Here is a 19939-nt window from a genome sequence, read left to right as displayed (position 1 = left end):
TTTTTCAATTAAACTTCTTTATCCATTAACAGGAATCGTAATTTTAAATTCCGTGCTTTCTCCAGGCACCGTACTAACATCCAGCAATCCATCATGAGATTTTGTGACAATATCATAACTCATTGAAAGACCAAGACCTGTGCCCTGCCCCGTTGGTTTTGTAGTAAAAAACGGTTGGAAAATTTTCGCCTTCACACTTTCCGGCATACCAGTTCCGTTATCTATTACCCGGATATACAATTTACCAGCAAATAATTTTGTAATTACCTTTACTTCCGGTTTATAATCTGGCATCGCAGGATTTTCTTTATTCAGCCTTTTCTTTTCTGCTACTGCGTAAAAAGCATTGGTAAAAAGATTAAGAAAAACACGGCCAAGATCTTGCGGCAAAACATCCACTTTTCCAATTGTCGGGTCAAAATCTGTTACCAAAGACGCATTGAATTCTTTATCCTTAGCACGTAAACCGTGATATGCCAACCGCATATATTCATCAGCAAGCGCATTAATATCAGTCGGCTCCTTATGTCCGGACGACGTGCGCGAGTGTTGCAGCATACCTTTTACAATGGAATCCGCACGTTTTCCGTGATGCGTAATCTTTTGCTGGTTTTGACTTAAATCACTAATAATTCCAGCGATATATTCTTTATCAGCATCCGGAATAGACGTTTTCTGAATTTCCTCTTCAAGCTCCTGACAAAGTTCAACGGAGACTTCCGAAAAGTTATTAACAAAGTTTAAAGGATTTTGAATTTCATGTGCAATGCCTGCAGTAAGTTCTCCAAGAGACGCCATTTTTTCACTTTGAATAAGCTGTGCCTGAGTCGATTTTAACTCATCCAGCGTTTTCTGCAATTCTTCTTTTTGTCTGGTCAATTCAATTGTCCGTTCGGTAACCAGATATTCCAGTGCTTCTTTTTTAGCCTGATTTATTTCATCTTTTACTCGTTGTGCTTCTCGTTCTTTATCCAAAAGTCGTTGCTGCTTTTGTGAATTATACCAAACAGCAAACAACCAGATGAAAGCAAAAACCTTCGCTGTTACGAGATAGTCGCTATATTGGCGATATAATTTTGCCGGAACGATCAGTTCAGCAAAACTCACAAAAAGTGCAACAGCAATAAATGGAAATGAGCCCTGGGCAAGCGAACGGACGGGTTTAAACTCGTCCTTCGTGAAAATTATCCATAAAATATAACCTACAAAAGGATACCACAGCCAACTAACCAGTTTTGATTCATCCAAAACATAATAAGCCGCCATTAAGCCTATGGATACGTACCGTGCACCAATCAATAATTTATCCCATTCCGGCAGTTTAGTGGCAGTTTCCAGCCTCTTGCGAATAAACTGAATCAGGAAGAAAGTGAGTAAAAAAAATTCCATATACGGAAAAGGAGATTTTAAACGGCGTTGTTCTGAATAAATTAAATAAATGAGATTGCACTACTAATTCGAATCGTTATCTGCCTCGCAAATATCAGGAATCAATGAACAATGTATGTATTTTCTTCTAAAATAGCTTGATTCAATACTGAAAACAAAAGGGAAATACCAAAAAGCTGAATCATTAAAACATTAACTTTTCCAGGTAGTTATTTCATTAACTTAAAATCTGATCACTGTCAGCCACTTATATTTTATTACTACCACTGTGCTGGATGTAATTTTTTCGGCTTAAATAAAACAATTATCTTTTCCATTCGAATTGATTTTATACTAAATCCGATTATAAATAAATGACTTATCTGGCAAATCCTGGTCGCTACGATCAGATGACCTACCGCCGTTGTGGCAAAAGCGGCCTCAAATTACCCGCTATTTCTCTTGGACTATGGCACAATTTTGGCGGCGTAGATATCTATGAAAATTACCGCGCCATCATCACAACAGCCTTTGATCACGGCATTACCCATTTTGACCTTGCCAATAATTATGGGCCGCCTCCAGGTTCCGCCGAAGAGAATTTCGGATTGCTGATGAAAAGAGATTTCGCATCATACCGCGACGAGCTGATTATTTCTTCCAAAGCGGGTTATTTGATGTGGCCGGGACCTTACGGAGAATGGGGATCGAAAAAATATCTTGTGGCCAGTCTTGACCAAAGTCTGAAAAGAATGGGTCTGGATTATGTCGACATTTTTTACCATCACCGCCCGGATCCTGATACGCCTCTTGAAGAAACCATGGCTGCTCTGGATTTAATTGTCCGTCAGGGAAAAGCGCTTTATGTAGGATTATCGAATTATCAGGCCGAAGAAGCCGATAGAGCGATAAAAATATTGAATGATCTTGGAACACCTTGTCTGATACATCAGCCCAAATATTCCATGTTTGAGCGCTGGGCAGAAGGAGGATTATTGGATGTCCTTGAACGTGAAGGCGTTGGTTGTATTCCCTTTTCCCCTCTTGCCCAGGGTTTATTGACCAATAAATATTTACACGGAATTCCAGCTGATTCACGGGCAGCAAAACCGGAAGGATTTTTACAGGAAAATCAGGTAACGCCGGAAGTGATCGAAAAAATAAAACAGCTGAATACTATCGCTCTCGAACGTGGACAAACACTTGCACAAATGGCATTGGCATGGTTGCTGAAAGATCCAAGAGTAACCTCTGTTTTAATCGGTGCGAGCAAAGTTCCGCAACTACTTGATTCTCTGGCCTGTCTTGAAAATCTGTCGTTTTCAGACGATGAACTCGAAAGAATTATAACCATTCTATAAATAAAATAACGCGTGGCATAGGGGTTATGCCACGCGTAGTTGTGATAAAGGAGAAAATTGTAACTATTATTTAATACGTAATCCTGACAAATGAAAACCTCAATTGCTGCCGCATTCTTTATGTTTTGTTCGACATTTTCTTTTGCCCAGGTCTTTGTTTCGGGCGTGAATATTAATGAAATGGATTCCGTAAAAGTCTGCCAGGTTACAGTTTCTTCTTTTCGCAATCTCGCATCTCCTAATACTGTTACACTTGATTATGGACAGCCTAATAAGAAGGCTCTAAACAGGATAACCAACAAAGCGACCGGTGAAAAAATAAGATTTAATTCATTGGGCCATGTCCTTAATTTTATGGAAAATAACGGCTGGGTACATTATGACTCTCAATCACTTATTGCAGGAAATGAATCTGACAATTTCTTATATTTTAGAAAGAAATGATCAGAGGAAATACGCCTTACAATCGTAATATAATTCGCATTTCAATGAAAATGTATTATGATTATAAGGCCAAAACCGACAGAGGTTTGATATTATTTTCTATTATTTCAAAAAACTGATCTTCGTCATAATTTAAGTTATTTAAATTTCTCAACTTTGTGTTAATCATTGACGTGTTAACGCCTTTGAGGTGAGAAATATTTGTAAAGGTCCCTGGCGCATGTTAGGGATTTTTTATTTCAGTTCATATCATAACTTCATCTTCAATATAGCGCAATTCTCCCTGCTTTTTTTGTCATAATCACTTCCTTATCAATCAAATATTTTTAAAATAAAATATTTTTCTGTTTTTCTGTAACCTTTTTTCTTCCTTGCAGTTTCCACTACAAGATCACTAAAAAAAGAACAGATTCTTGAACGCACTAACCGATAATTCGTTGATGCTTCGGGTGAAATCCGGAGACCTGGATAAAATGGGGTTGCTCTTTGAGCGGTACCACAGGCCTCTGTTTTCTTTCCTTTATCACATGACGGGCCGCACTGATGCGAGTGAAGATCTGGTTCAAAATGTTTTTTACAGGATGCTGAAATACCGACATACCTTCACCGGTGAAGGTGAATTCAGAACGTGGATGTATCATTTAGCCAGAAATGTGCTGAACGACTCGATCAAGCAGAATAAGTCGAAGTATCATGAAAATGTGAACGAGTTGGCTGATAAAATCGGAGGAGGAATTCCTGCTGATTTTGAATTTGAGAAAAAACAGGATGCCGATTTACTTCACAAAGTCATGGCAACATTAAGTGAAGATCATCGTGAAATACTGGTTTTAAGTCGTTTCCAGGAATTGAAATATGATGAAATCGCTGGAATACTGAACATTACAGAAGGAGCCGTGAAGGTTCGGGTACACCGGGCATTAGGAGAGTTGAAGAAAGTTTTTTTGACAAGTGAAAACCGAAAGAAAGCACATGACCTGTGAACATACAAAAGCTCAGTTTACGGATTGGTTAAATAAAGATCCGGCTGACCCGGAACGTATCCGGATCGACAAACATCTTGCCGAATGTCCTGAATGCCAGGAAGAATTTGCTTCCAGCAAACAACTTTGGGAAATGATGGGCCAGGTGAAGGTGGAAGTTCCGACGGAGAAAATGCGTGTTAATTTCAACGCGATGCTTGGTGAATTTAAAGAAACAGTCAGAACAAAAGATAAATATTCACTAGATAATCTGATTGATGCAATCCGGCAATTTGTACTTCCGCAATGGACTATTCAGTTGACTTTCAGCCTTTTACTGGTTGGACTTGGATGGATTATCGGATTCAGAATGAACAGAAGCGAACATGCAGAAACAGCTTATACACAGCAAATTGACACGCTGGCAACACAAATTCAGGAAATGCGCCAGACGATGATGCTTGCTCTGATCGAAAATCCATCGGCTACGGAACGCCTTAGGGCAGTGAGTTATACTAATGATATTACGGATGCAAACGATAAAGTTATTGACGCTCTATTTTCAACATTGGATAACGACCCGAATGTAAATGTCCGCCTGGTGACACTTGAAGCGATCACACAATTTGCCGCTGATCCGCTGGTTCGTGAAAAACTGGTTCAGTCACTGGCACAGCAGGATTCTCCGATGGTTCAGGTTGCATTGGCGGATGTGATGGTAAAATTGCAGGAAAAACGCTCTATCAAAACGTTCAGAAAAATGCTCCGGCAGGAAAACCTGAACGAGTTGGTGAAAAATAAAATCGAACAGACAATCAAAGATCTCTCTTAAACAATCAATTAATCCCAATTAGCCATGAAACAAATTATAATCCCCCTTTTGGCGGGAGTGATGTTCGCTTGTACCCAGGCGCCAGCACAAAAACTGGAATTTAAGGAACATCTCAGCAAAGAATTCACCATTAAAGAAAGCGCTGCAAAAAACACGCTGGCCATTTATAATATTTTCGGATCAATAAAAGTAAAAGGTTACAATGGCGACAAAGTTGTTATTGAAGTTGATAAAACGATCACAGCAGACGATAAAGAAACTTTGGATGAAGGAAAAAATGAATTCAAGGTAAATTTTGAACAAAAGGGGGATAGCGTGCTCGCCTATATTTCTGCTCCATTCGATTCCCGGCCGAACAGAAATAACCACAACTGGAATAATGAAAAGAAAATTGAATATCACTACAATTTGGAATATACGGTAAAAGTGCCTTTTGCCATGGATTTACGGGTTTCTACGGTTAACAACGGTGATGTGCTTGTTGAAGACATCGCAGGCTTATTGCATGTTTCGAACGTTAATGGCGCTATCAAACTGACTAATGCAAAAGGCGCTGCGGAAGTAAAAACGATTAACGGAAATGTGGATGCAAATTATCTGGCAGTTCCTCCGGGCGAATCACAATTCAAAACCCTGAACGGCAACATTACGATCACTTACCCGCAAAGTTTGTCGGCAGACTGTCAGTTTAAAAGTTTCAACGGCGAATTTTATACCGATTTTCCTGATACAGAAACCTTGCCGGTAAAACTGGTCAAAAACCAGGAAACCAATCATAATAAAACCACTTATAAAGTAAACGCAGAAACTGCCATAAGGATCGGAAAAGGAGGCCAAATCTTCAAATTCGAAACCTTTAACGGAAATATTTATCTTAAAAAACAATCCTGATTATATGAAAACCCATAAAGTATTAGCCATCTTGTTAGTGATGGCTGCAAGTACAAAAACACTTCCCTTGCTCGCTCAGAACGACATTAAAGAACAAATTACGGTTCCTCTTTCCGACCCGTCAAAAAGCGGATCACTTGAAGTAAAACTGATCCGGGGATCTATTCACATCGTTGGCTATGCGGGAAAAGAAGTGATCATTGACGCAACAAGCAAAGGTGCAGTAGAAAAAAATGAAGAGCCCAAAGACGAAGCTGCCAAAGGAATGAAAAGGATAAGTTCTGGTAGAAACGGATTGGATCTTACGATTGAAGAAGAGAAAAATAATGTGAGAATCAAACCTGGTATGCCGCGATACCCTATTAATCTCACCATAAAAGTGCCTCAAAATTTTACTTTGAGAGTAGGTGCTATCAATGAGGGAGATATTGTGATTGATAACGTAAACGGTGAATTTGAAATTTCAAACGTCAATGGTGCCATTATGCTTACAAATATTTCCGGGTCGGTTGTGGCCAATACGGTCAATGGGAATGTGAAAGCGATTTTCAAATCCATAAATCCGGAATCTCCGATGGCATTTTCTACACTGAATGGTAATGTGGACATTACGTTTCCTGCTGCTGCAAAATTTGATGTTAAATTGAAATCTGACCGCGGAGAGATTTTTAGTGACTATGATGTTGACGTCGATAAAACCCAGCCCAAAGCTGTCAAAACAGCCAAAGACGGTTTGTACAAAATAAGTATTTCTGACTGGGTTCAGGGAAAAGTTAACGGAGGTGGAAAAGAAGTAATGATGAAAAATATGAATGGCAATATTTATGTAAGAAAAGCTAAGTAATTGTCAGTCAATATAAAATATAAATCCTGTTAAAGTTGACACCAAACTTTAACAGGATTCTTTAGTTACAAACGATTTGAAAGAAAACCTATCCTGAATGTGCCTGCAACAATTGTCTGTAACTATTCAGGACACTTGATTTTGAAATAAAACCAGCAAATTTCCCGGACTCTTTAATCACCGGCAAATGCCAGGAACCGGTTTCATCAAATTTCCTGGCGACAGTAACCACAGAATCATTTTCCACGATTACAGCTCTTGGATCTTTCATTAAATTACCCACCGTCATAGTCCCATCCAAATCCCTGTTAAAAAGAATTGGCCTTAAATCGTCCAAAGTTATAATTCCTACCAACGTTAGATTATCATTTAAAACGGCAATCAGATTCCTTTTACCATTTTTTACGACTTCCAGTAATTCTTCGAAAGATGCATTTTCATTGATAACCTGAGCATCCTTATCGAGTAAATCAAGTGTATGCAAAAGTGAAAGCAGATTTCTGTCGTGCTCTCTGGTAAAGATTTTTCCTTGATTTGCCAACTTTTCCAAATCAGGAGAAATGGGTGAAAACCATTTTGCCATTAAAAACGATATTACCGAAACCACCATCAGAGGAATGAAGAGATCATATCCCGAACTTGATTCAGCGATCAGGAAAATAGCTGTCAGAGGCGCATATAAAACACCGCTCATCACACCAGCCATGCCAACCAGGATCATATTCGTCATAGGTACATCTGTAATGCCCGCCTGTGTACAAAGCAATGCCATCACATAACCAAGTGAACCTCCCGCAAAAAGTGAAGGAGCGAAGTTCCCGCCATTACCTCCACTATAAATGGTAATTGAAGTCGCGAAGGCTTTTAACAGACAAATTACTGCAACGAAAACGATAACAACCCATTCCCGATAGGCTATAAAACTAAAAAAACTGTTTGAAATGACCTCTTTAATTTCGCCGTTGGTAAAGGATTTTATAGTCTCATATCCTTCACCAAATAGCGGCGGATAAAGTACACAAAGAAATGACAAAATCGCTCCGCCCAGCATTGCTTTTTGCAGCCTTGACATTTTCAAACCCTGAAAAAACTCTTCGATGTAGCGCGTGATTACAAGAAAGTACCGGGCATACAAGCCGCAAAAAATGCCCAGGATAAAATAGAAAGGGAGATTATGATAATTGAAAGCGTCGCGGGTATGAAAAAGAAAAAGAACCTCTTCTTTTAATAAAATGCGGGAAATTAAACTCCCGCAAACCGCCGCTACTACGAGCGGGATAAAATCTGAAAATACTACTCCAGTCAGCAATATTTCAAAAGCGAACATCATACCCGCAATTGGTGCATTAAAGGCTGATGCAATACCTGCGGTTGCTCCCGCAGCAAGCAGCAAAGTCCGCTCGCGGTAGTCCAGTTTATAAGTTTGTGCAAAGTTTGAACCAATGGCAGCGCCGGTAACAGCAATTGGGCTTTCCAAACCGGCCGAACCTCCCAAACCAACCGTTATAGCGCTTTGGACGATTTGGGAGTACATTTTTACAGGAGAAACATTGCTGGCATTCTGCGCGATTTCATACAAGATTACCGGAATTCCCTTTTTATCAAGCCCTTTGAAAAAAAACTTTACAACAAGCGAAGTAATTACAATCCCGGAAAAAGGGAATATCAGATAGAAAAAAACCTGGTCTTCAAAATGAACTTTGTAGGTGATAACATAGTGAATATAATGCACCAGTGATTTTAAAACCACGCCGGCAAGACCAGCCGTGCAGCCTACCAGAATACCCGACAGAATCAAAAACTGACTACGTGTCAACAGACTTTTAAGCCAGAACATTACAATTTCATAACTCTTGACTTTATCCAAACTGAACCGCGTAAAGTCACGCTTGAATTTTAGGAAATTGTAATATTTTTTAATGTTTCGATTCTTCACTCTGATTCTTTTGTGGCCAAATTAACATCTTTTTAAAGCAAAACAGCCATCGCTCAATCCGTTTTGACGAAAAAAACGTATTACTAAATTATAAGGCATTTCATTAACAACGATTCTTTTGATTAAACCGGGTTGTATTGTCGATTAATTTTCACTTTACTTCCAATGACGGTCAATCGCTTATAAATACACTTCATCAACAAACCAAGACCTATGATTGCTTCACTTAAAATAATTTTCACAGTCCTGTTGATCCGGATGATTTATGTGGTGATATGTACAAGCCTTGAAAGTAATCTTTTTACAGAATGGGATTTTCTGGGATCAATTCCCTGGATGCGTGCAACACTTTGGGATTTTTACACCAATGCGCTCATCATTTATCTATGGATTTTTTATAAAGAATCCAGCATATTCTTAAAAATCCTGTGGCTTTTGCTTATGTTTTTTCTGGGAAGTATAGCTAGCTGCGTTTATATATTAATCGAACTTTTCCGTCTGAAACCGGGTGAAGGACTTACGGATTTATTTGTTAAAAAACATGCTTAATTCCCTCCTGTTGACCATTTTAATATGTATCATTGTCTGTGTCATTATTATGGGCATTGTTTGGTTATGGGCAAAAAAAATTAATAATGCCGGTGTGGTTGACATTTTCTGGTCTTTTAATTTTCCTGTAATTGCTCTTTTACTTCTCATTTTAGCGGACGGATTTCAAACAAGAAAATGGTTGATATGCGGAATGGTTATCATCTGGGGAAGTCGCCTGGGTACTCATCTGGGCCGGAGAGTTATTAAACATTTGCATGAAGAAGAAGGCCGTTACACACAACTTCGAAAAGAGTGGGCGCCAAAGGCGGATCAGAAATTTTTTACATTTTTCCAGGCACAGGGTTTGTCCAATGTCTTTTTATCTGTTCCCTTTTTTATCATTACACAAAATAAAGAACCGGAATTGTCCATATTTGAATTTGTCGGATTAGGTCTGTGGGTTATTGCAATCCTCGGCGAAGCAAGAGCCGACTGGCAGCTGGATCAGTTTAAGAAAGATCCTGACAATAAGGGGAAACTCTGTGATACCGGTTTATGGCATTATTCACGCCATCCCAATTACTTTTTCGAATGGCTGATCTGGATTTCTTATTTCATTTTTGCACTGGGTTCGCCTTATGGATTTCTCGCCATTATCAGTCCTGCCATTATCCTTTATTTACTTTTTAAAGTAACAGGAATTCCTGCAACAGAGGAACAATCCATTCGGTCCAAAGGAGAATTATACGTTCAATATCAGCAGACTACAAGTGCCTTTTTTCCCTGGTTTAAAAGGAAATAATTACAATTCCCCGAATAAATTTTATTGGTATAAATCCAAGGGGGCACCACAGACGTACATTCTTCAAATTCCCTTTATAACCCGTTAATTATTTGCCATGTGGTACGATCAGTTATTAATAAACGACCAAATTCCCGATTTTTTAATACGTTTAGGAATTCGAAAATATTTAAAGCAGCGTCTGGTAGATGAAAATCACGGAGATGCAACTTCTCAAAAATTGTATTTATTGAATTTTGTCGAAAAATTAAAAACCTTTCCAATAGCCGTTAATACAGCCGACGCCAACGAGCAACACTACGAAGTACCGACTCCATTTTACCAGTATTGTCTTGGTAAAAATCTGAAATATTCCTGTGGTTTTTGGAAAGAAGGTATTACCGATATCAACACGTCTGAAACGGATATGCTGGAAATAACCTGTGAAAGAGCTGAACTCATAAACGGTCAGGAAGTGCTGGAATTGGGTTGCGGCTGGGGCTCGTTGTCACTTTTCATGTCGGCAAAATATCCTGAAAGTTCTTTCACAGTCGTTTCCAATTCGCGTACCCAAAAAGAATATATTGATCAGCAGGCGATTGAAAGAAATATCAAAAACCTGAAAGTGATCACGGCGGATATGAATACTTTTGAGATCGATGAAAAATTCGATCGCGTGGTATCTGTCGAAATGTTTGAACACATGCGTAATTACCAGCTGCTTATGAAAAAAGTAGCTTCTTTCCTCAAAGATGATGGAAAGTTGTTTGTTCACATTTTCACACACAAACAATATGCCTATCTTTTTGAAGTAAAAGATGAAACCGACTGGATGAGTAAATATTTCTTTTCGGGAGGGGTTATGCCAAGCAACGATTTGTTTCTTTATTTTAATGAAGATATGCAGATCGAACAGCAATGGCTGGTAAATGGAACGCATTATGCCAAAACATCCGAAGCCTGGCTGGATAACATGGATGCACACAAAGCAGAAATAATACCTCTTTTTGAAACAACTTACGGAAAAGATCAGGCTGTAAAATGGTGGGTTTACTGGCGTATATTCTTCATGTCGTGCGCAGAATTATGGAATTTCAATCATGGTAACGAGTGGATGGTAAGCCATTATCTTTTCCATAAAACGCCATAAATATGGTAAAGCTTATCTTAACGATTATCCTTTTTTTGATTTCGTTACTGACCGTTTTACCGGCTCCCGCATTCTATTTATGGTTGCTTGCTATTGCGGTTGATGAATTCCCCTGGATTTTCGCTGCCATTATTCTGGTCATTATTTTTATAAATTTCAGGTCGTCATCATATCAGTTGCCAACGATGATTCTGGCTATCATTTCACTTGGCTTATACCTTTCGCCCGTGTTCAGATCTTATTTGGTGGGAAGGGAATTAGAGAAAAACCTGGCGGTTGCTTTCGGTAAAGAAATTAAAAAAGGTGCGTTTGAATTCCGTCCGTTTTCATATACGCAAATGTTTAAACCAAAAGAAAAAACGCCTTGTCAATCTGTTAGTTATTACAAAAATGGCAAAACAGATCTAAAGCTTGATTTCTATCCTTCACAAATAAAAGGTAAAAAACCGTGCGTAATAATTGTTCATGGCGGTTCCTGGAAAAGTGGTGACAGCCAGCAATTACCAGAACTTAACAGCTATCTGGCTAAAAACGGTTACCATGTAGCAGCTATTAATTATCGTCTGGCTCCCGAATTTCAAAGTCCCGCGCCGGTAAAAGATATTAGTAATGCATTTCGTTTTTTGAAAGAAAAATCAACTGAGTGGAATATTGATACCACTAATTTTATTTTGCTGGGTCGTTCCGCTGGTGCACAAATCGCTTTGCTCGCCGGATATTCTTTGAAAGAACCGGGACTGAAAGGCATTGTAGATTTATATGGCCCGGCAGATATGGTTTGGGGATATTCCATTCCTTCAAATCCACTCATTATGGATTCCAGAAAGGTAATGGAGGATTATTTGGGAGGAGGTTACAGCGGACATCCGGAAAAATTCGAGAAGAGTTCTCCTCTTCTTTTTGTAACAAAACAATCGCCACCTACGCTTCTGATTCATGGGAAAAACGATGTTTTGGTCGCCTACGAGCATAGTAAGCGGTTAAATGCAAAGCTTGAAGAAAATGGTGTCAAGCATTATTTGATAACGCTTCCTTGGGCAACACATGCTTTTGATTATAATTTGTACGGCCCCGGCGGACAAATTTCTACATACGCTATCATGTATTTTTTAAAATCTGTAACAGAACAGCCATGACTAAGACAGCAATTATCGGAACAGGCATTGCAGGAATGGGCTGCGGCCATTTTTTGCATTCAACACATGACCTTACATTTTATGAGCAAAACGATTACGTTGGCGGACATACCAATACGGTGACCGTTGATGAAGACGGCAAACCGGTTTATATCGATACAGGTTTTATGGTTTTCAATTTTGAAACCTATCCTAATCTTTGCAAATTATTCACAGAAATTGGCGCTCCGATCAAAAAAACGGATATGTCATTTAGTGTTCAGCACAAACCTACCGGACTGGAATACAGCGGATCAAGCCTGAATCATTTGTTTGCCCAAAGAAAAAACATTTTCAATATTTCTTATCTGAAAATGCTTTCGGAGATTTCAAGATTTAATAAGGAAAGTATTAAAATTCTGGATGATCCGCATTACGCCAATTATTCTATCGGACAGTACATTAAAGAGTTCCGGTTTAGTGAGGATATGCTTTGGAAATATCTGGTTCCGATGAGCTCGGCGGTTTGGTCCACACCTATGGAACAAATGCTTGATTTTCCCGCTGTAACGTTGATACGTTTTTTCAAAAATCATGGTTTTCTGGGGCTGGATACACAGCATCAATGGTATACATTGGATAAAGGCAGCCAGGCTTATAGAGAAATACTAATCAAACCATTCAAAGATAAAATTCATTTAAACCGAAAAGCGGTAAAAGTGTGCCGTGAGTATGATAAAGTAACGGTTTATTCAGCGGATGGATCTTCCGAAATATTTGACCGCGTTATAATCGCCAGTCACGCTGACCAGGCGCTTTTGATGTTGGAAAATCCGTCGAATCTGGAACAGGATATTTTATCAAAATTTAAATATCAATATAACAAAGCGGTTTTGCATACCGATGAAAGCATTATGCCGAAAGCAAAACTGGCTTGGAGCAGCTGGAATTATCATATTCAGAAAAAAAATAATGAGCTGATCCCAAGCACTATATATTGGATGAATATGCTTCAACAGGTTTCTGAAAAGAAAAATTATTTCGTTTCGATCAATCCGCATGACGATCTTGATGAGAAAAAAATAATCAGAGAAATCGATTACGACCATCCGCTTTTTGACGTGCCTGCTATTCATGCCCAGGCTTGTTTGAAATTGTTAAACGAAAACGGGCCGGTTTATTTCTGCGGCAGTTATTTCAAATATGGTTTCCACGAAGACGCATATACCAGTGCAGTAGAATTGTGTGATAGCTTGAAGAAGGTAAAAATTTCGGGCACGACAATCTATTGAAATTATTTTGTCGTATATCCTTGTATGAAACAGGATACGCTAAATTCCTGCATGTACAGGGCTAGTGTCATGCATCACAGGATTCTTCCGAAAAAGCATCAGTTCAAGTATGACATTTTTATGTTTTACCTTGACCTTGCTGAATTGGATGTGATTACTGCAAAATTCAAATGGCTGAGCTATAATCGTTTTAACCTGTTCAATTTCAGGGACAACGATCACATGCAGCTACCGCGCGAAAAGCCTGATAAAAGCAAAAGTACGAGAGAACATATTACCCGGTTTTTGTCGGAAAACGGAGTTGAAATCGGTATCGGTAAAATTATGCTTCTTACCAATTTGTGTACTTTGGGTTATCAGTTTAATCCGGTTTGTTTTTATTTCTGTTTTGATGAAAATGACAATCCCGTTTGTTCTGTTGCAGAAATTTGTAATACCTATAAGGAAATTAAATTGTATTTCATGGGGGCGGAAACTTTCAATAAGGATCATTTTCATCTTTACACCTTTAAGAAGTTTTACGTTTCACCGTTTACGGAGCTTGATAATTACTTTGATTTTAATTTAAAAATCCCTCAGGAGAATTTAAATATTGCCGTTAATGACCATAATGAATTGGGTAAACTATTTTTTCTAAGTAAACTTTTCGGCAAACGGGAAGAGCTGACAGACAGGAATATGATTCGATATTTTTTCAGTATACCGCTGATTACCATAAAGATAACTTTTTTGATACACTGGCAAGCATTTAAGCTGTGGTCGAAAAAAATCAAATATTACAAAAAAGCAAATAACCCTGAATTGCAAACGGAAGTTTTCAGACCATATAAATCTTAATAGGCCAGACACTATCATCATTATGCTAAGAACCCGCTCAGAACTAAATCGCACACAACTGGCTGACGCAAAACCTGGCTTATATCAGCAACTCGTTTTCAGTCAGTTAAGGAAAATGACTTTGGGTCAACTAAAAATGACTTTGCCAGATGGCAAGACAGAATTCTTCGGTGACAGAAGTCATGATGTGACTGCCTGTATCACCATTACACACACTGATTTTTTCAAAAAACTGACTCTATTTGGCGATATTGGGTTTGGCGAAGCTTATGTTGAAGGGCTTTGGGAAACGGACAATATCACCAATGTAATCAGCTGGGTACTTTTAAATGTTGAAAATGCTCCGGGCGTTTCAGGCAGTAAATCTCAAAATTTTGCTTTAAATATTTTGAGATTATTTAACAAAGTGACGCACGGCATGAGATCCAATTCGCTGGAAGGATCAAGAAAAAACATCTCGGAGCATTATGATTTGAACAATGATTTTTTTGCTACTTTTCTGGATACAACAATGACTTATTCCGGTGCTTATTTCCGGCATGAAGGAATGAGCCTGGAAGATGCCCAATTGGAAAAATATGATCGTCTTTGTCAAAAACTTCATTTACAACCTTCCGACCATGTGTTGGAAATCGGTAGCGGCTGGGGAGGGAATGCGATTTATATGGCAAGAAATTATGGCTGCAAAGTAACTTCTCTGACCTTATCCACAGAACAACAGCAACTTGCGACACAACGTATAGAGGAAGCCGGTTTATCTGAAAGGGTTCAGGTATTGTTAATGGATTATCGTGACGTTCAGGGGCAATTTGATAAAATAGTTTCGATTGAAATGCTGGAAGCCGTTGGCCACCAATATCTTGACCTATATTTTAGCAAATGTAATTCACTTTTGAAAAAGGATGGAATTCTGGCTATTCAGGTAATTACTTGCCCGGATTCACGTTATGATAGTTTAAGAAACGGCGTCGACTGGATTCAAAAATATATTTTTCCGGGATCATTACTTCCTTCTGTGGCCGCTATAAATCAGTCAGTTAACAAAACCAGTGAAATGAGCCTGGTGGATCTGAAAGAGCTGGGACTGCATTACGCGTACACACTAAATGCATGGTACGGCAAATTCATCGAGCGACTTGAAGAAATAAAGCAGCTCGGTTTTGATGATTCATTTGTCCGTAAATGGACTTACTATCTATGTTACTGCGAAGCAGCTTTTGCAAGCCGGAACATCAGTGTAATGCAGCTGGTTTATACCAGACCCAATAATTCAAATTTGCTATAATAAACATGCCCGCCGAATTTAACCAGCGGGCATGTTTATTAAATTTTTATGTCTTTTATTTTTCAACCGTTTCCACGGGCAAGCTGAACTGCCAGACGGATATCCACACCGCGATCAGCATTGCCGTAACGGCCATAACCGCTTCCGGTACCAATCCCAACACCCATTCCGCCTCCCATTCCAATGCCACCGCCCAAACCAATCCCGATTCTTGGTGAAAATCCCGATTGAGATGAGGCGCCGTCTATCTTTATATTAATGCCAAGCATTGAAGATTCCTTTGTGTTTAAAGCCAGAAGACTAAAAGGAATTGCAATTTGCTCGGTAAGTTCACCGTTTTGATCCATACTGATACGAGATTTGATGCTACCATCGGCTTCAACCAGATTAATAAAATGCTGACCTTGTTTATCCTTCCAAACGGCTTCTTTGTTATAAGAATCCATCAGCAGATTAAGTCCAAGACTGTTTGGCAGATCTGTATCAATACGGCGCAAAGCCTTCCGATCTTCTTTTAAAACAACCGGAAACATTAAGGAATACGAATCTTTTTTCTGTCCCTCAGGAGTAAAAGAAACTTTCAATCCGCTACCCAGAATTTTCTGAATCGTTTGCGGATCGCGTGTTGACATGGTCAAATAGAGATAGTGATCATCGTTTATTATGCCATAGGCAAGTCTGGACGCCTGGTCTTTATGATCCGGTTTTATTTCGTCAACATAAGTAAAAGGGGCATTCCATTTTGATTCAACAGGAATAGTTTTGGATGAACTACACCCTGCCAGCACTACTAACGAGAGGAGAAACCAGCGGTTTGATTTACTTTTCATTTTATTATTTAAGTACACTAAATTTCGACTTTAATTAAACGAAATCATTTATAAATCATTACGATTAATTAGAAAAATTCGTTGCATCTAATGATACTTTAATACAATCAACTTTTAAATTAGACACTGTAAATCCTGATTATTTAGTCAATAAACCTGCTGAGCGAGCAGCTCACCAATTTTCTCATGAAGTTTCGACGGCTCAAACGGTTTTGATAAAGTATCATTCATGCCTGAATCTATCGCCTGCCTGGTATCTTCCTCTAATACCGTTGCCGAAAGTGAAAGAATTGGCGTGTTAATACCCAATTTCCTTATACGTTGCGCCGCCTCATAACCGTCCATTTCGGGCATCCGGGTATCCATAACAATCAGATCAAATTCCTCTTTTTGAAGGACTTCAACGGCTTCTTTTCCATTTACTACCAAAGTTGTATCAATCAGCCAGGTTGTAAGATATTTGTTGATCAGCAATGCATTGATTTGATTATCCTCAGCCACCAGCAATCTTTTTCCAAAAAACGGGCTGAGCGTTTTGAAAGAAACAACCGGCTTCTTCTTTTCTGTTTTCTGATTCACATCTTTCGCCAGCAAAGTAAAATAAAACTCACTTCCTTTGTGAAACTGGCTGGTAACCTTCAACTCGCTCCCCATAAGCAAAACTAGTTTTTGAGAAATGGTCAACCCCAAACCTGTGCCTCCATAATTATGTGAGGTTTCGGCAGTAGCCTGTCCATATTCTGAAAAGATAAATTGAAGACGATCCTCTGAAATTCCAATTCCGGTATCTTCAACCGCCAATCTTATCCGATGGTGAACTCCTTCCACGCCCCCGTATTCTATCCGGAGTTTAACATAACCTGTATGTGTAAATTTCAAAGCATTCCCAACCAGATTCATCAGTATCTGATTCAGGCGCATACCATCTACCAAAACGCTTTCAGGAATTTCTTTTGCTACAATCAATGATAACTCCAGTCGCTTTTCGTCGGCTTTAAAACGCATCAGGTCAATAATTCCTTTTCCTAATGCTTGTAAATTAGTGGGCGTGGGAAGTATGGAAAATTTACCTTCATCGATTTTGGATATATCAAGAATATCATTCAGAATATTGAGCAGAGAACCAGAAGAATGTAGCAGCATGTCGAGCAATTCCCTCTGATTGGGTTCTAATTCCGTAGCTTCCAGCAAATTACCGATACCAATTATTCCATTCAAAGGCGTACGGATTTCATGGCTCATATTAGCAAGAAACGCCTCTTTCACTTTCCGGGATTTATCGGCCAGGCTTCGTGCTTCTACCAGAGCAAGTTCATGCGCTTTACGTTTTTCAATATCGTGCAGATTGATAAACAAAAGTTTATTTTTATACATAATCCGTAATTCAAGCCAAACCGGCTGATGAAGTTTTCCATGAAACCGGTCTTCCACAACGATCGTTTCTCCGCCCATATAAGTCTGGTCGACCAAAACTCCCTGCAAACCTGAACGATTAGGTTCCACCAGCAAATCAAGCATGGAAACATTTAACAGCGAGGACGGATGCAATCCAAGTATTATAAAAACAGATGGATTGATGGACAAAATCCGCCCGGAGTCTGCCTCCACTGTTGCTATAATATCCGGAGAATTCGTAACAATGGTTGCATAATTTTCAAGCAGTTTATTTTTCTCACGAATTTCCCGCTGACTTCTGGCAAGCCTGATCAGGGAATCAACTTTGGCATTTGTTATATAGGGATCCAGCGGTTTGTATAAATAATCAATCGCACCGGTTTTCAGTCCCCGAACAGCGTAAGTCGTTTCCTTGGAAATAGCAGTTACAAAAACTATCAGAATATCCTTCGTTTTAGGATTTGAAGCAAGCGTTTCGGCAAATTCAAATCCATCCATTCCCGGCATCTGAACGTCAACCAAAGCCACGGCAATTTCATTTTCCCAGACAATGCGTAAAGCTTCATTCGGAGAAGTGGTGGAATAAATGGATATATCATCTCTGTCCAGTACAGCTTTCAGAGAGATTAGATTTTCTTCTCTGTCGTCTAAAAGCAGAATTTTAGTTTTTTCCATGGCCTACGTTGAGTAACTGTAAAGTACACTGCTAATTTCTTCAAAAATATTTTTCTCATTCAAAATTTGATGTCCTCCATATTGACTTATCGCTTCCGCAGGCATCCGCGGCACCTCGGCGAAATCAGGATTTTGCACATAAGTCGCAAAACCTTTTTCCGCAATTAATTTCAATCCCGATGCTCCATCTTTGCTGGCACCTGAAAAAAGCATGGCAGCCCGGATTTTAATTCCTGACTGTGCTGCCGAAATAAACGTCGCATCAATGGATGGACGGGAAAAAAAATCTTTATCGGTATCGTCCAGATAAAACCTCGCATCCGGGCCAACAAGCAAATGATAATCCGGTACAGCAAAATAAATACAATCATTTACCACAGGATCCAGGTGCTCAGGCTCTTCCATTCTTACTTTTGTTTTTGCTTTAAACAAATGCGGAAGATTAGCCAGACTGGATTTTCCACGATGTATCACAAAAATCACAGCACAGGATAAAGGCCTGGTAGCCAGCTTCACGATTTGTTCAAAAATCACAAAACTTCCCGACGAACCACCCATCAGTACCAAATTCAGCGGATTAGGATTCAGCTCTGTCATTTGATTTTTTGATAAATGTTCAAATGCCCATTGATGATCCTGAAATTTTCCTCAAATCCTGAATACCTTAACGTTTCTCGTTTTCCCAAACATAAAAAACCAAACATACCAAGACTCTCGTACAATAGTTTAAAGACCTTCCGGCGCTGTTCCAGATTAAAATAGATCATCACATTCCGGCAACTCACCATTTGAAATTCATTAAAAACGCCGTCACCGGTAAGATCATGTAAAGAAAAAACGATGTTTTTCCTCAAATTATGATCCATAACAGCCTTACTGTAAGCAACATGATAATAATCCGACAAAGAATTCTTGCCTTCTGCTAGCATATAATTCTCCGAGAACGTTCGCATATGTCCCAAGCTAAAAACTCCTTCACGAGCCGATGAAAGCACACGTTCGCTCAAATCTGTTGCATAGATCAGCGACCTGTCAAACAAACCGGCTTCTTTTAATAATATCGCCATCGAAAAGGCTTCCTCTCCTGATGCACAGCCAGCTATCCATAAGCGAATAGCCGGATAGGATTCCAGATATGTCAAAATCTCGGAACGCACGGATATAAAAAAATCCGGATCCCGGAACATCTCAGAATAATTGACCGTCATTTCCTGAATAAAATCATAAACTGCTTTACCGCCCTGTTCAATATGAATGTACAGTTCCGGCAAATTCATGGTATGTTTTGTAAGATAACGGGAAGCTCTGCGCAGCAAAGACGGTCGCGCATAACCTGAAAAATCAAATCCAGATATTTCCCTTACCCGTGTTATTAACAATTCCAGTTCCTTATATTCCAACAATACCATA

Annotated in this window: 19 protein-coding genes; 13 read left to right on the top strand and 6 right to left on the bottom strand. The window is 39.2% G+C overall.

The window, feature by feature from the left end; all coding sequences use genetic code 11:
* Nucleotides 1-18: 18 nt before the first annotated feature.
* On the bottom strand, nucleotides 19-1389 hold the full coding sequence (locus FDK13_RS29625) for a sensor histidine kinase (RefSeq protein ID WP_137343642.1): 1371 nt from the start codon (nucleotides 1387-1389) through the stop codon (nucleotides 19-21).
* Between the two features lie 353 nt (nucleotides 1390-1742).
* On the opposite strand from FDK13_RS29625, the gene mgrA reads away from it, so the two are divergent.
* From mgrA to FDK13_RS29595, 6 genes are all read left to right on the top strand, one after another.
* Entirely contained in the window at nucleotides 1743-2729 is a 987-nt protein-coding gene (gene mgrA, locus FDK13_RS29620) for an L-glyceraldehyde 3-phosphate reductase (protein ID WP_137343641.1), read from the top strand.
* Between the two features lie 90 nt (nucleotides 2730-2819).
* Entirely contained in the window at nucleotides 2820-3173 is a 354-nt protein-coding gene (locus tag FDK13_RS29615) for a hypothetical protein (RefSeq protein WP_137343640.1), read from the top strand.
* A 440-nt stretch (nucleotides 3174-3613) separates the two neighbouring features.
* A complete protein-coding gene (locus tag FDK13_RS29610; protein WP_137343719.1) occupies nucleotides 3614-4156 on the top strand; it encodes an RNA polymerase sigma factor in 543 nt (180 codons plus the stop codon).
* Nucleotides 4146-4967: a HEAT repeat domain-containing protein gene (locus tag FDK13_RS29605; RefSeq protein WP_137343639.1), complete on the top strand. Its 822-nt coding sequence runs from the start codon at nucleotides 4146-4148 to the stop codon at nucleotides 4965-4967. The genes FDK13_RS29610 and FDK13_RS29605 overlap by 11 nt, the downstream gene beginning before the upstream one ends.
* 24 nt (nucleotides 4968-4991) lie before the next feature.
* Complete coding sequence (locus FDK13_RS29600) at nucleotides 4992-5858, top strand: DUF4097 family beta strand repeat-containing protein (protein WP_137343638.1); 867 nt, start codon at nucleotides 4992-4994, stop codon at nucleotides 5856-5858.
* A 4-nt stretch (nucleotides 5859-5862) separates the two neighbouring features.
* On the top strand, nucleotides 5863-6702 hold the full coding sequence (locus FDK13_RS29595; RefSeq protein ID WP_137343637.1) for a DUF4097 family beta strand repeat-containing protein: 840 nt from the start codon (nucleotides 5863-5865) through the stop codon (nucleotides 6700-6702).
* An 88-nt stretch (nucleotides 6703-6790) separates the two neighbouring features.
* On the opposite strand, the gene FDK13_RS29590 is transcribed toward FDK13_RS29595, so the two are convergent.
* Nucleotides 6791-8638, bottom strand: a complete 1848-nt coding sequence (locus FDK13_RS29590) for a chloride channel protein (RefSeq protein WP_137343636.1) — start codon at nucleotides 8636-8638, stop codon at nucleotides 6791-6793.
* A gap of 213 nt (nucleotides 8639-8851) precedes the next feature.
* Between FDK13_RS29590 and FDK13_RS29585 the strand changes: the two genes are divergently transcribed.
* The 7 genes from FDK13_RS29585 to FDK13_RS29555 all read left to right on the top strand — a co-directional run bounded on the left by FDK13_RS29585 (nucleotide 8852) and on the right by FDK13_RS29555 (nucleotide 15629).
* Entirely contained in the window at nucleotides 8852-9187 is a 336-nt protein-coding gene (locus tag FDK13_RS29585) for a DUF1475 family protein (RefSeq protein ID WP_137343635.1), read from the top strand.
* Complete coding sequence (locus tag FDK13_RS29580) at nucleotides 9180-9971, top strand: DUF1295 domain-containing protein (protein ID WP_137343634.1); 792 nt, start codon at nucleotides 9180-9182, stop codon at nucleotides 9969-9971. Before FDK13_RS29585 ends, FDK13_RS29580 begins: the two co-directional genes overlap by 8 nt.
* A gap of 97 nt (nucleotides 9972-10068) precedes the next feature.
* On the top strand, nucleotides 10069-11100 hold the full coding sequence (locus FDK13_RS29575; protein ID WP_137343633.1) for an SAM-dependent methyltransferase: 1032 nt from the start codon (nucleotides 10069-10071) through the stop codon (nucleotides 11098-11100).
* A gap of 2 nt (nucleotides 11101-11102) precedes the next feature.
* The gene (locus tag FDK13_RS29570; RefSeq protein ID WP_137343632.1) at nucleotides 11103-12236 is read left to right on the top strand and encodes an alpha/beta hydrolase; all 1134 of its coding nucleotides are present in this window, start codon (nucleotides 11103-11105) and stop codon (nucleotides 12234-12236) included.
* Nucleotides 12233-13507: an NAD(P)/FAD-dependent oxidoreductase gene (locus tag FDK13_RS29565; RefSeq protein WP_137343631.1), complete on the top strand. Its 1275-nt coding sequence runs from the start codon at nucleotides 12233-12235 to the stop codon at nucleotides 13505-13507. The genes FDK13_RS29570 and FDK13_RS29565 overlap by 4 nt, the downstream gene beginning before the upstream one ends.
* Before the next feature lie 24 nt (nucleotides 13508-13531).
* The gene (locus FDK13_RS29560; protein ID WP_137343630.1) at nucleotides 13532-14344 is read left to right on the top strand and encodes a DUF1365 domain-containing protein; all 813 of its coding nucleotides are present in this window, start codon (nucleotides 13532-13534) and stop codon (nucleotides 14342-14344) included.
* A gap of 22 nt (nucleotides 14345-14366) precedes the next feature.
* Entirely contained in the window at nucleotides 14367-15629 is a 1263-nt protein-coding gene (locus FDK13_RS29555) for an SAM-dependent methyltransferase (RefSeq protein WP_137343629.1), read from the top strand.
* Nucleotides 15630-15691: 62 nt separating this feature from the next.
* On the opposite strand, the gene FDK13_RS29550 is transcribed toward FDK13_RS29555, so the two are convergent.
* The 4 genes from FDK13_RS29550 to FDK13_RS29535 all read right to left on the bottom strand — a co-directional run bounded on the left by FDK13_RS29550 (nucleotide 15692) and on the right by FDK13_RS29535 (nucleotide 19938).
* On the bottom strand, nucleotides 15692-16459 hold the full coding sequence (locus FDK13_RS29550) for a hypothetical protein (RefSeq protein ID WP_137343628.1): 768 nt from the start codon (nucleotides 16457-16459) through the stop codon (nucleotides 15692-15694).
* 147 nt (nucleotides 16460-16606) lie between these two features.
* Nucleotides 16607-18529, bottom strand: a complete 1923-nt coding sequence (locus tag FDK13_RS29545) for a response regulator (protein ID WP_137343627.1) — start codon at nucleotides 18527-18529, stop codon at nucleotides 16607-16609.
* 3 nt (nucleotides 18530-18532) lie between these two features.
* Complete coding sequence (locus tag FDK13_RS29540) at nucleotides 18533-19126, bottom strand: chemotaxis protein CheB (protein WP_137343626.1); 594 nt, start codon at nucleotides 19124-19126, stop codon at nucleotides 18533-18535.
* Entirely contained in the window at nucleotides 19123-19938 is an 816-nt protein-coding gene (locus FDK13_RS29535; protein WP_137343625.1) for a CheR family methyltransferase, read from the bottom strand. Before FDK13_RS29535 ends, FDK13_RS29540 begins: the two co-directional genes overlap by 4 nt.
* Between the last annotated feature and the right edge of the window lies 1 nt (nucleotide 19939).

Origin of the sequence: Dyadobacter frigoris, from assembly GCF_005280585.1 — a bacterium.
In the GTDB taxonomy this organism is placed as follows: Bacteria; Bacteroidota; Bacteroidia; order Cytophagales; family Spirosomataceae; genus Dyadobacter; species Dyadobacter frigoris.
The sequence above is the reverse complement of the archived record's forward strand: the minus strand, read 5'-3'. Positions and strand labels throughout refer to the sequence as shown.

Coding starts and splice junctions, on each gene's coding strand:
- FDK13_RS29625 (WP_137343642.1), bottom strand. CDS start 1,389: ATGGAATTTTTTTTACTCACTTTCTTCCTGATTCAGTTTATTCGCAAG.
- mgrA (WP_137343641.1), top strand. CDS start 1,743: ATGACTTATCTGGCAAATCCTGGTCGCTACGATCAGATGACCTACCGC.
- FDK13_RS29615 (WP_137343640.1), top strand. CDS start 2,820: ATGAAAACCTCAATTGCTGCCGCATTCTTTATGTTTTGTTCGACATTT.
- FDK13_RS29610 (WP_137343719.1), top strand. CDS start 3,614: ATGCTTCGGGTGAAATCCGGAGACCTGGATAAAATGGGGTTGCTCTTT.
- FDK13_RS29605 (WP_137343639.1), top strand. CDS start 4,146: ATGACCTGTGAACATACAAAAGCTCAGTTTACGGATTGGTTAAATAAA.
- FDK13_RS29600 (WP_137343638.1), top strand. CDS start 4,992: ATGAAACAAATTATAATCCCCCTTTTGGCGGGAGTGATGTTCGCTTGT.
- FDK13_RS29595 (WP_137343637.1), top strand. CDS start 5,863: ATGAAAACCCATAAAGTATTAGCCATCTTGTTAGTGATGGCTGCAAGT.
- FDK13_RS29585 (WP_137343635.1), top strand. CDS start 8,852: ATGATTGCTTCACTTAAAATAATTTTCACAGTCCTGTTGATCCGGATG.
- FDK13_RS29580 (WP_137343634.1), top strand. CDS start 9,180: ATGCTTAATTCCCTCCTGTTGACCATTTTAATATGTATCATTGTCTGT.
- FDK13_RS29575 (WP_137343633.1), top strand. CDS start 10,069: ATGTGGTACGATCAGTTATTAATAAACGACCAAATTCCCGATTTTTTA.
- FDK13_RS29570 (WP_137343632.1), top strand. CDS start 11,103: ATGGTAAAGCTTATCTTAACGATTATCCTTTTTTTGATTTCGTTACTG.
- FDK13_RS29565 (WP_137343631.1), top strand. CDS start 12,233: ATGACTAAGACAGCAATTATCGGAACAGGCATTGCAGGAATGGGCTGC.
- FDK13_RS29560 (WP_137343630.1), top strand. CDS start 13,532: ATGAAACAGGATACGCTAAATTCCTGCATGTACAGGGCTAGTGTCATG.
- FDK13_RS29555 (WP_137343629.1), top strand. CDS start 14,367: ATGCTAAGAACCCGCTCAGAACTAAATCGCACACAACTGGCTGACGCA.
- FDK13_RS29550 (WP_137343628.1), bottom strand. CDS start 16,459: ATGAAAAGTAAATCAAACCGCTGGTTTCTCCTCTCGTTAGTAGTGCTG.
- FDK13_RS29545 (WP_137343627.1), bottom strand. CDS start 18,529: ATGGAAAAAACTAAAATTCTGCTTTTAGACGACAGAGAAGAAAATCTA.
- FDK13_RS29540 (WP_137343626.1), bottom strand. CDS start 19,126: ATGACAGAGCTGAATCCTAATCCGCTGAATTTGGTACTGATGGGTGGT.
- FDK13_RS29535 (WP_137343625.1), bottom strand. CDS start 19,938: ATGGTATTGTTGGAATATAAGGAACTGGAATTGTTAATAACACGGGTA.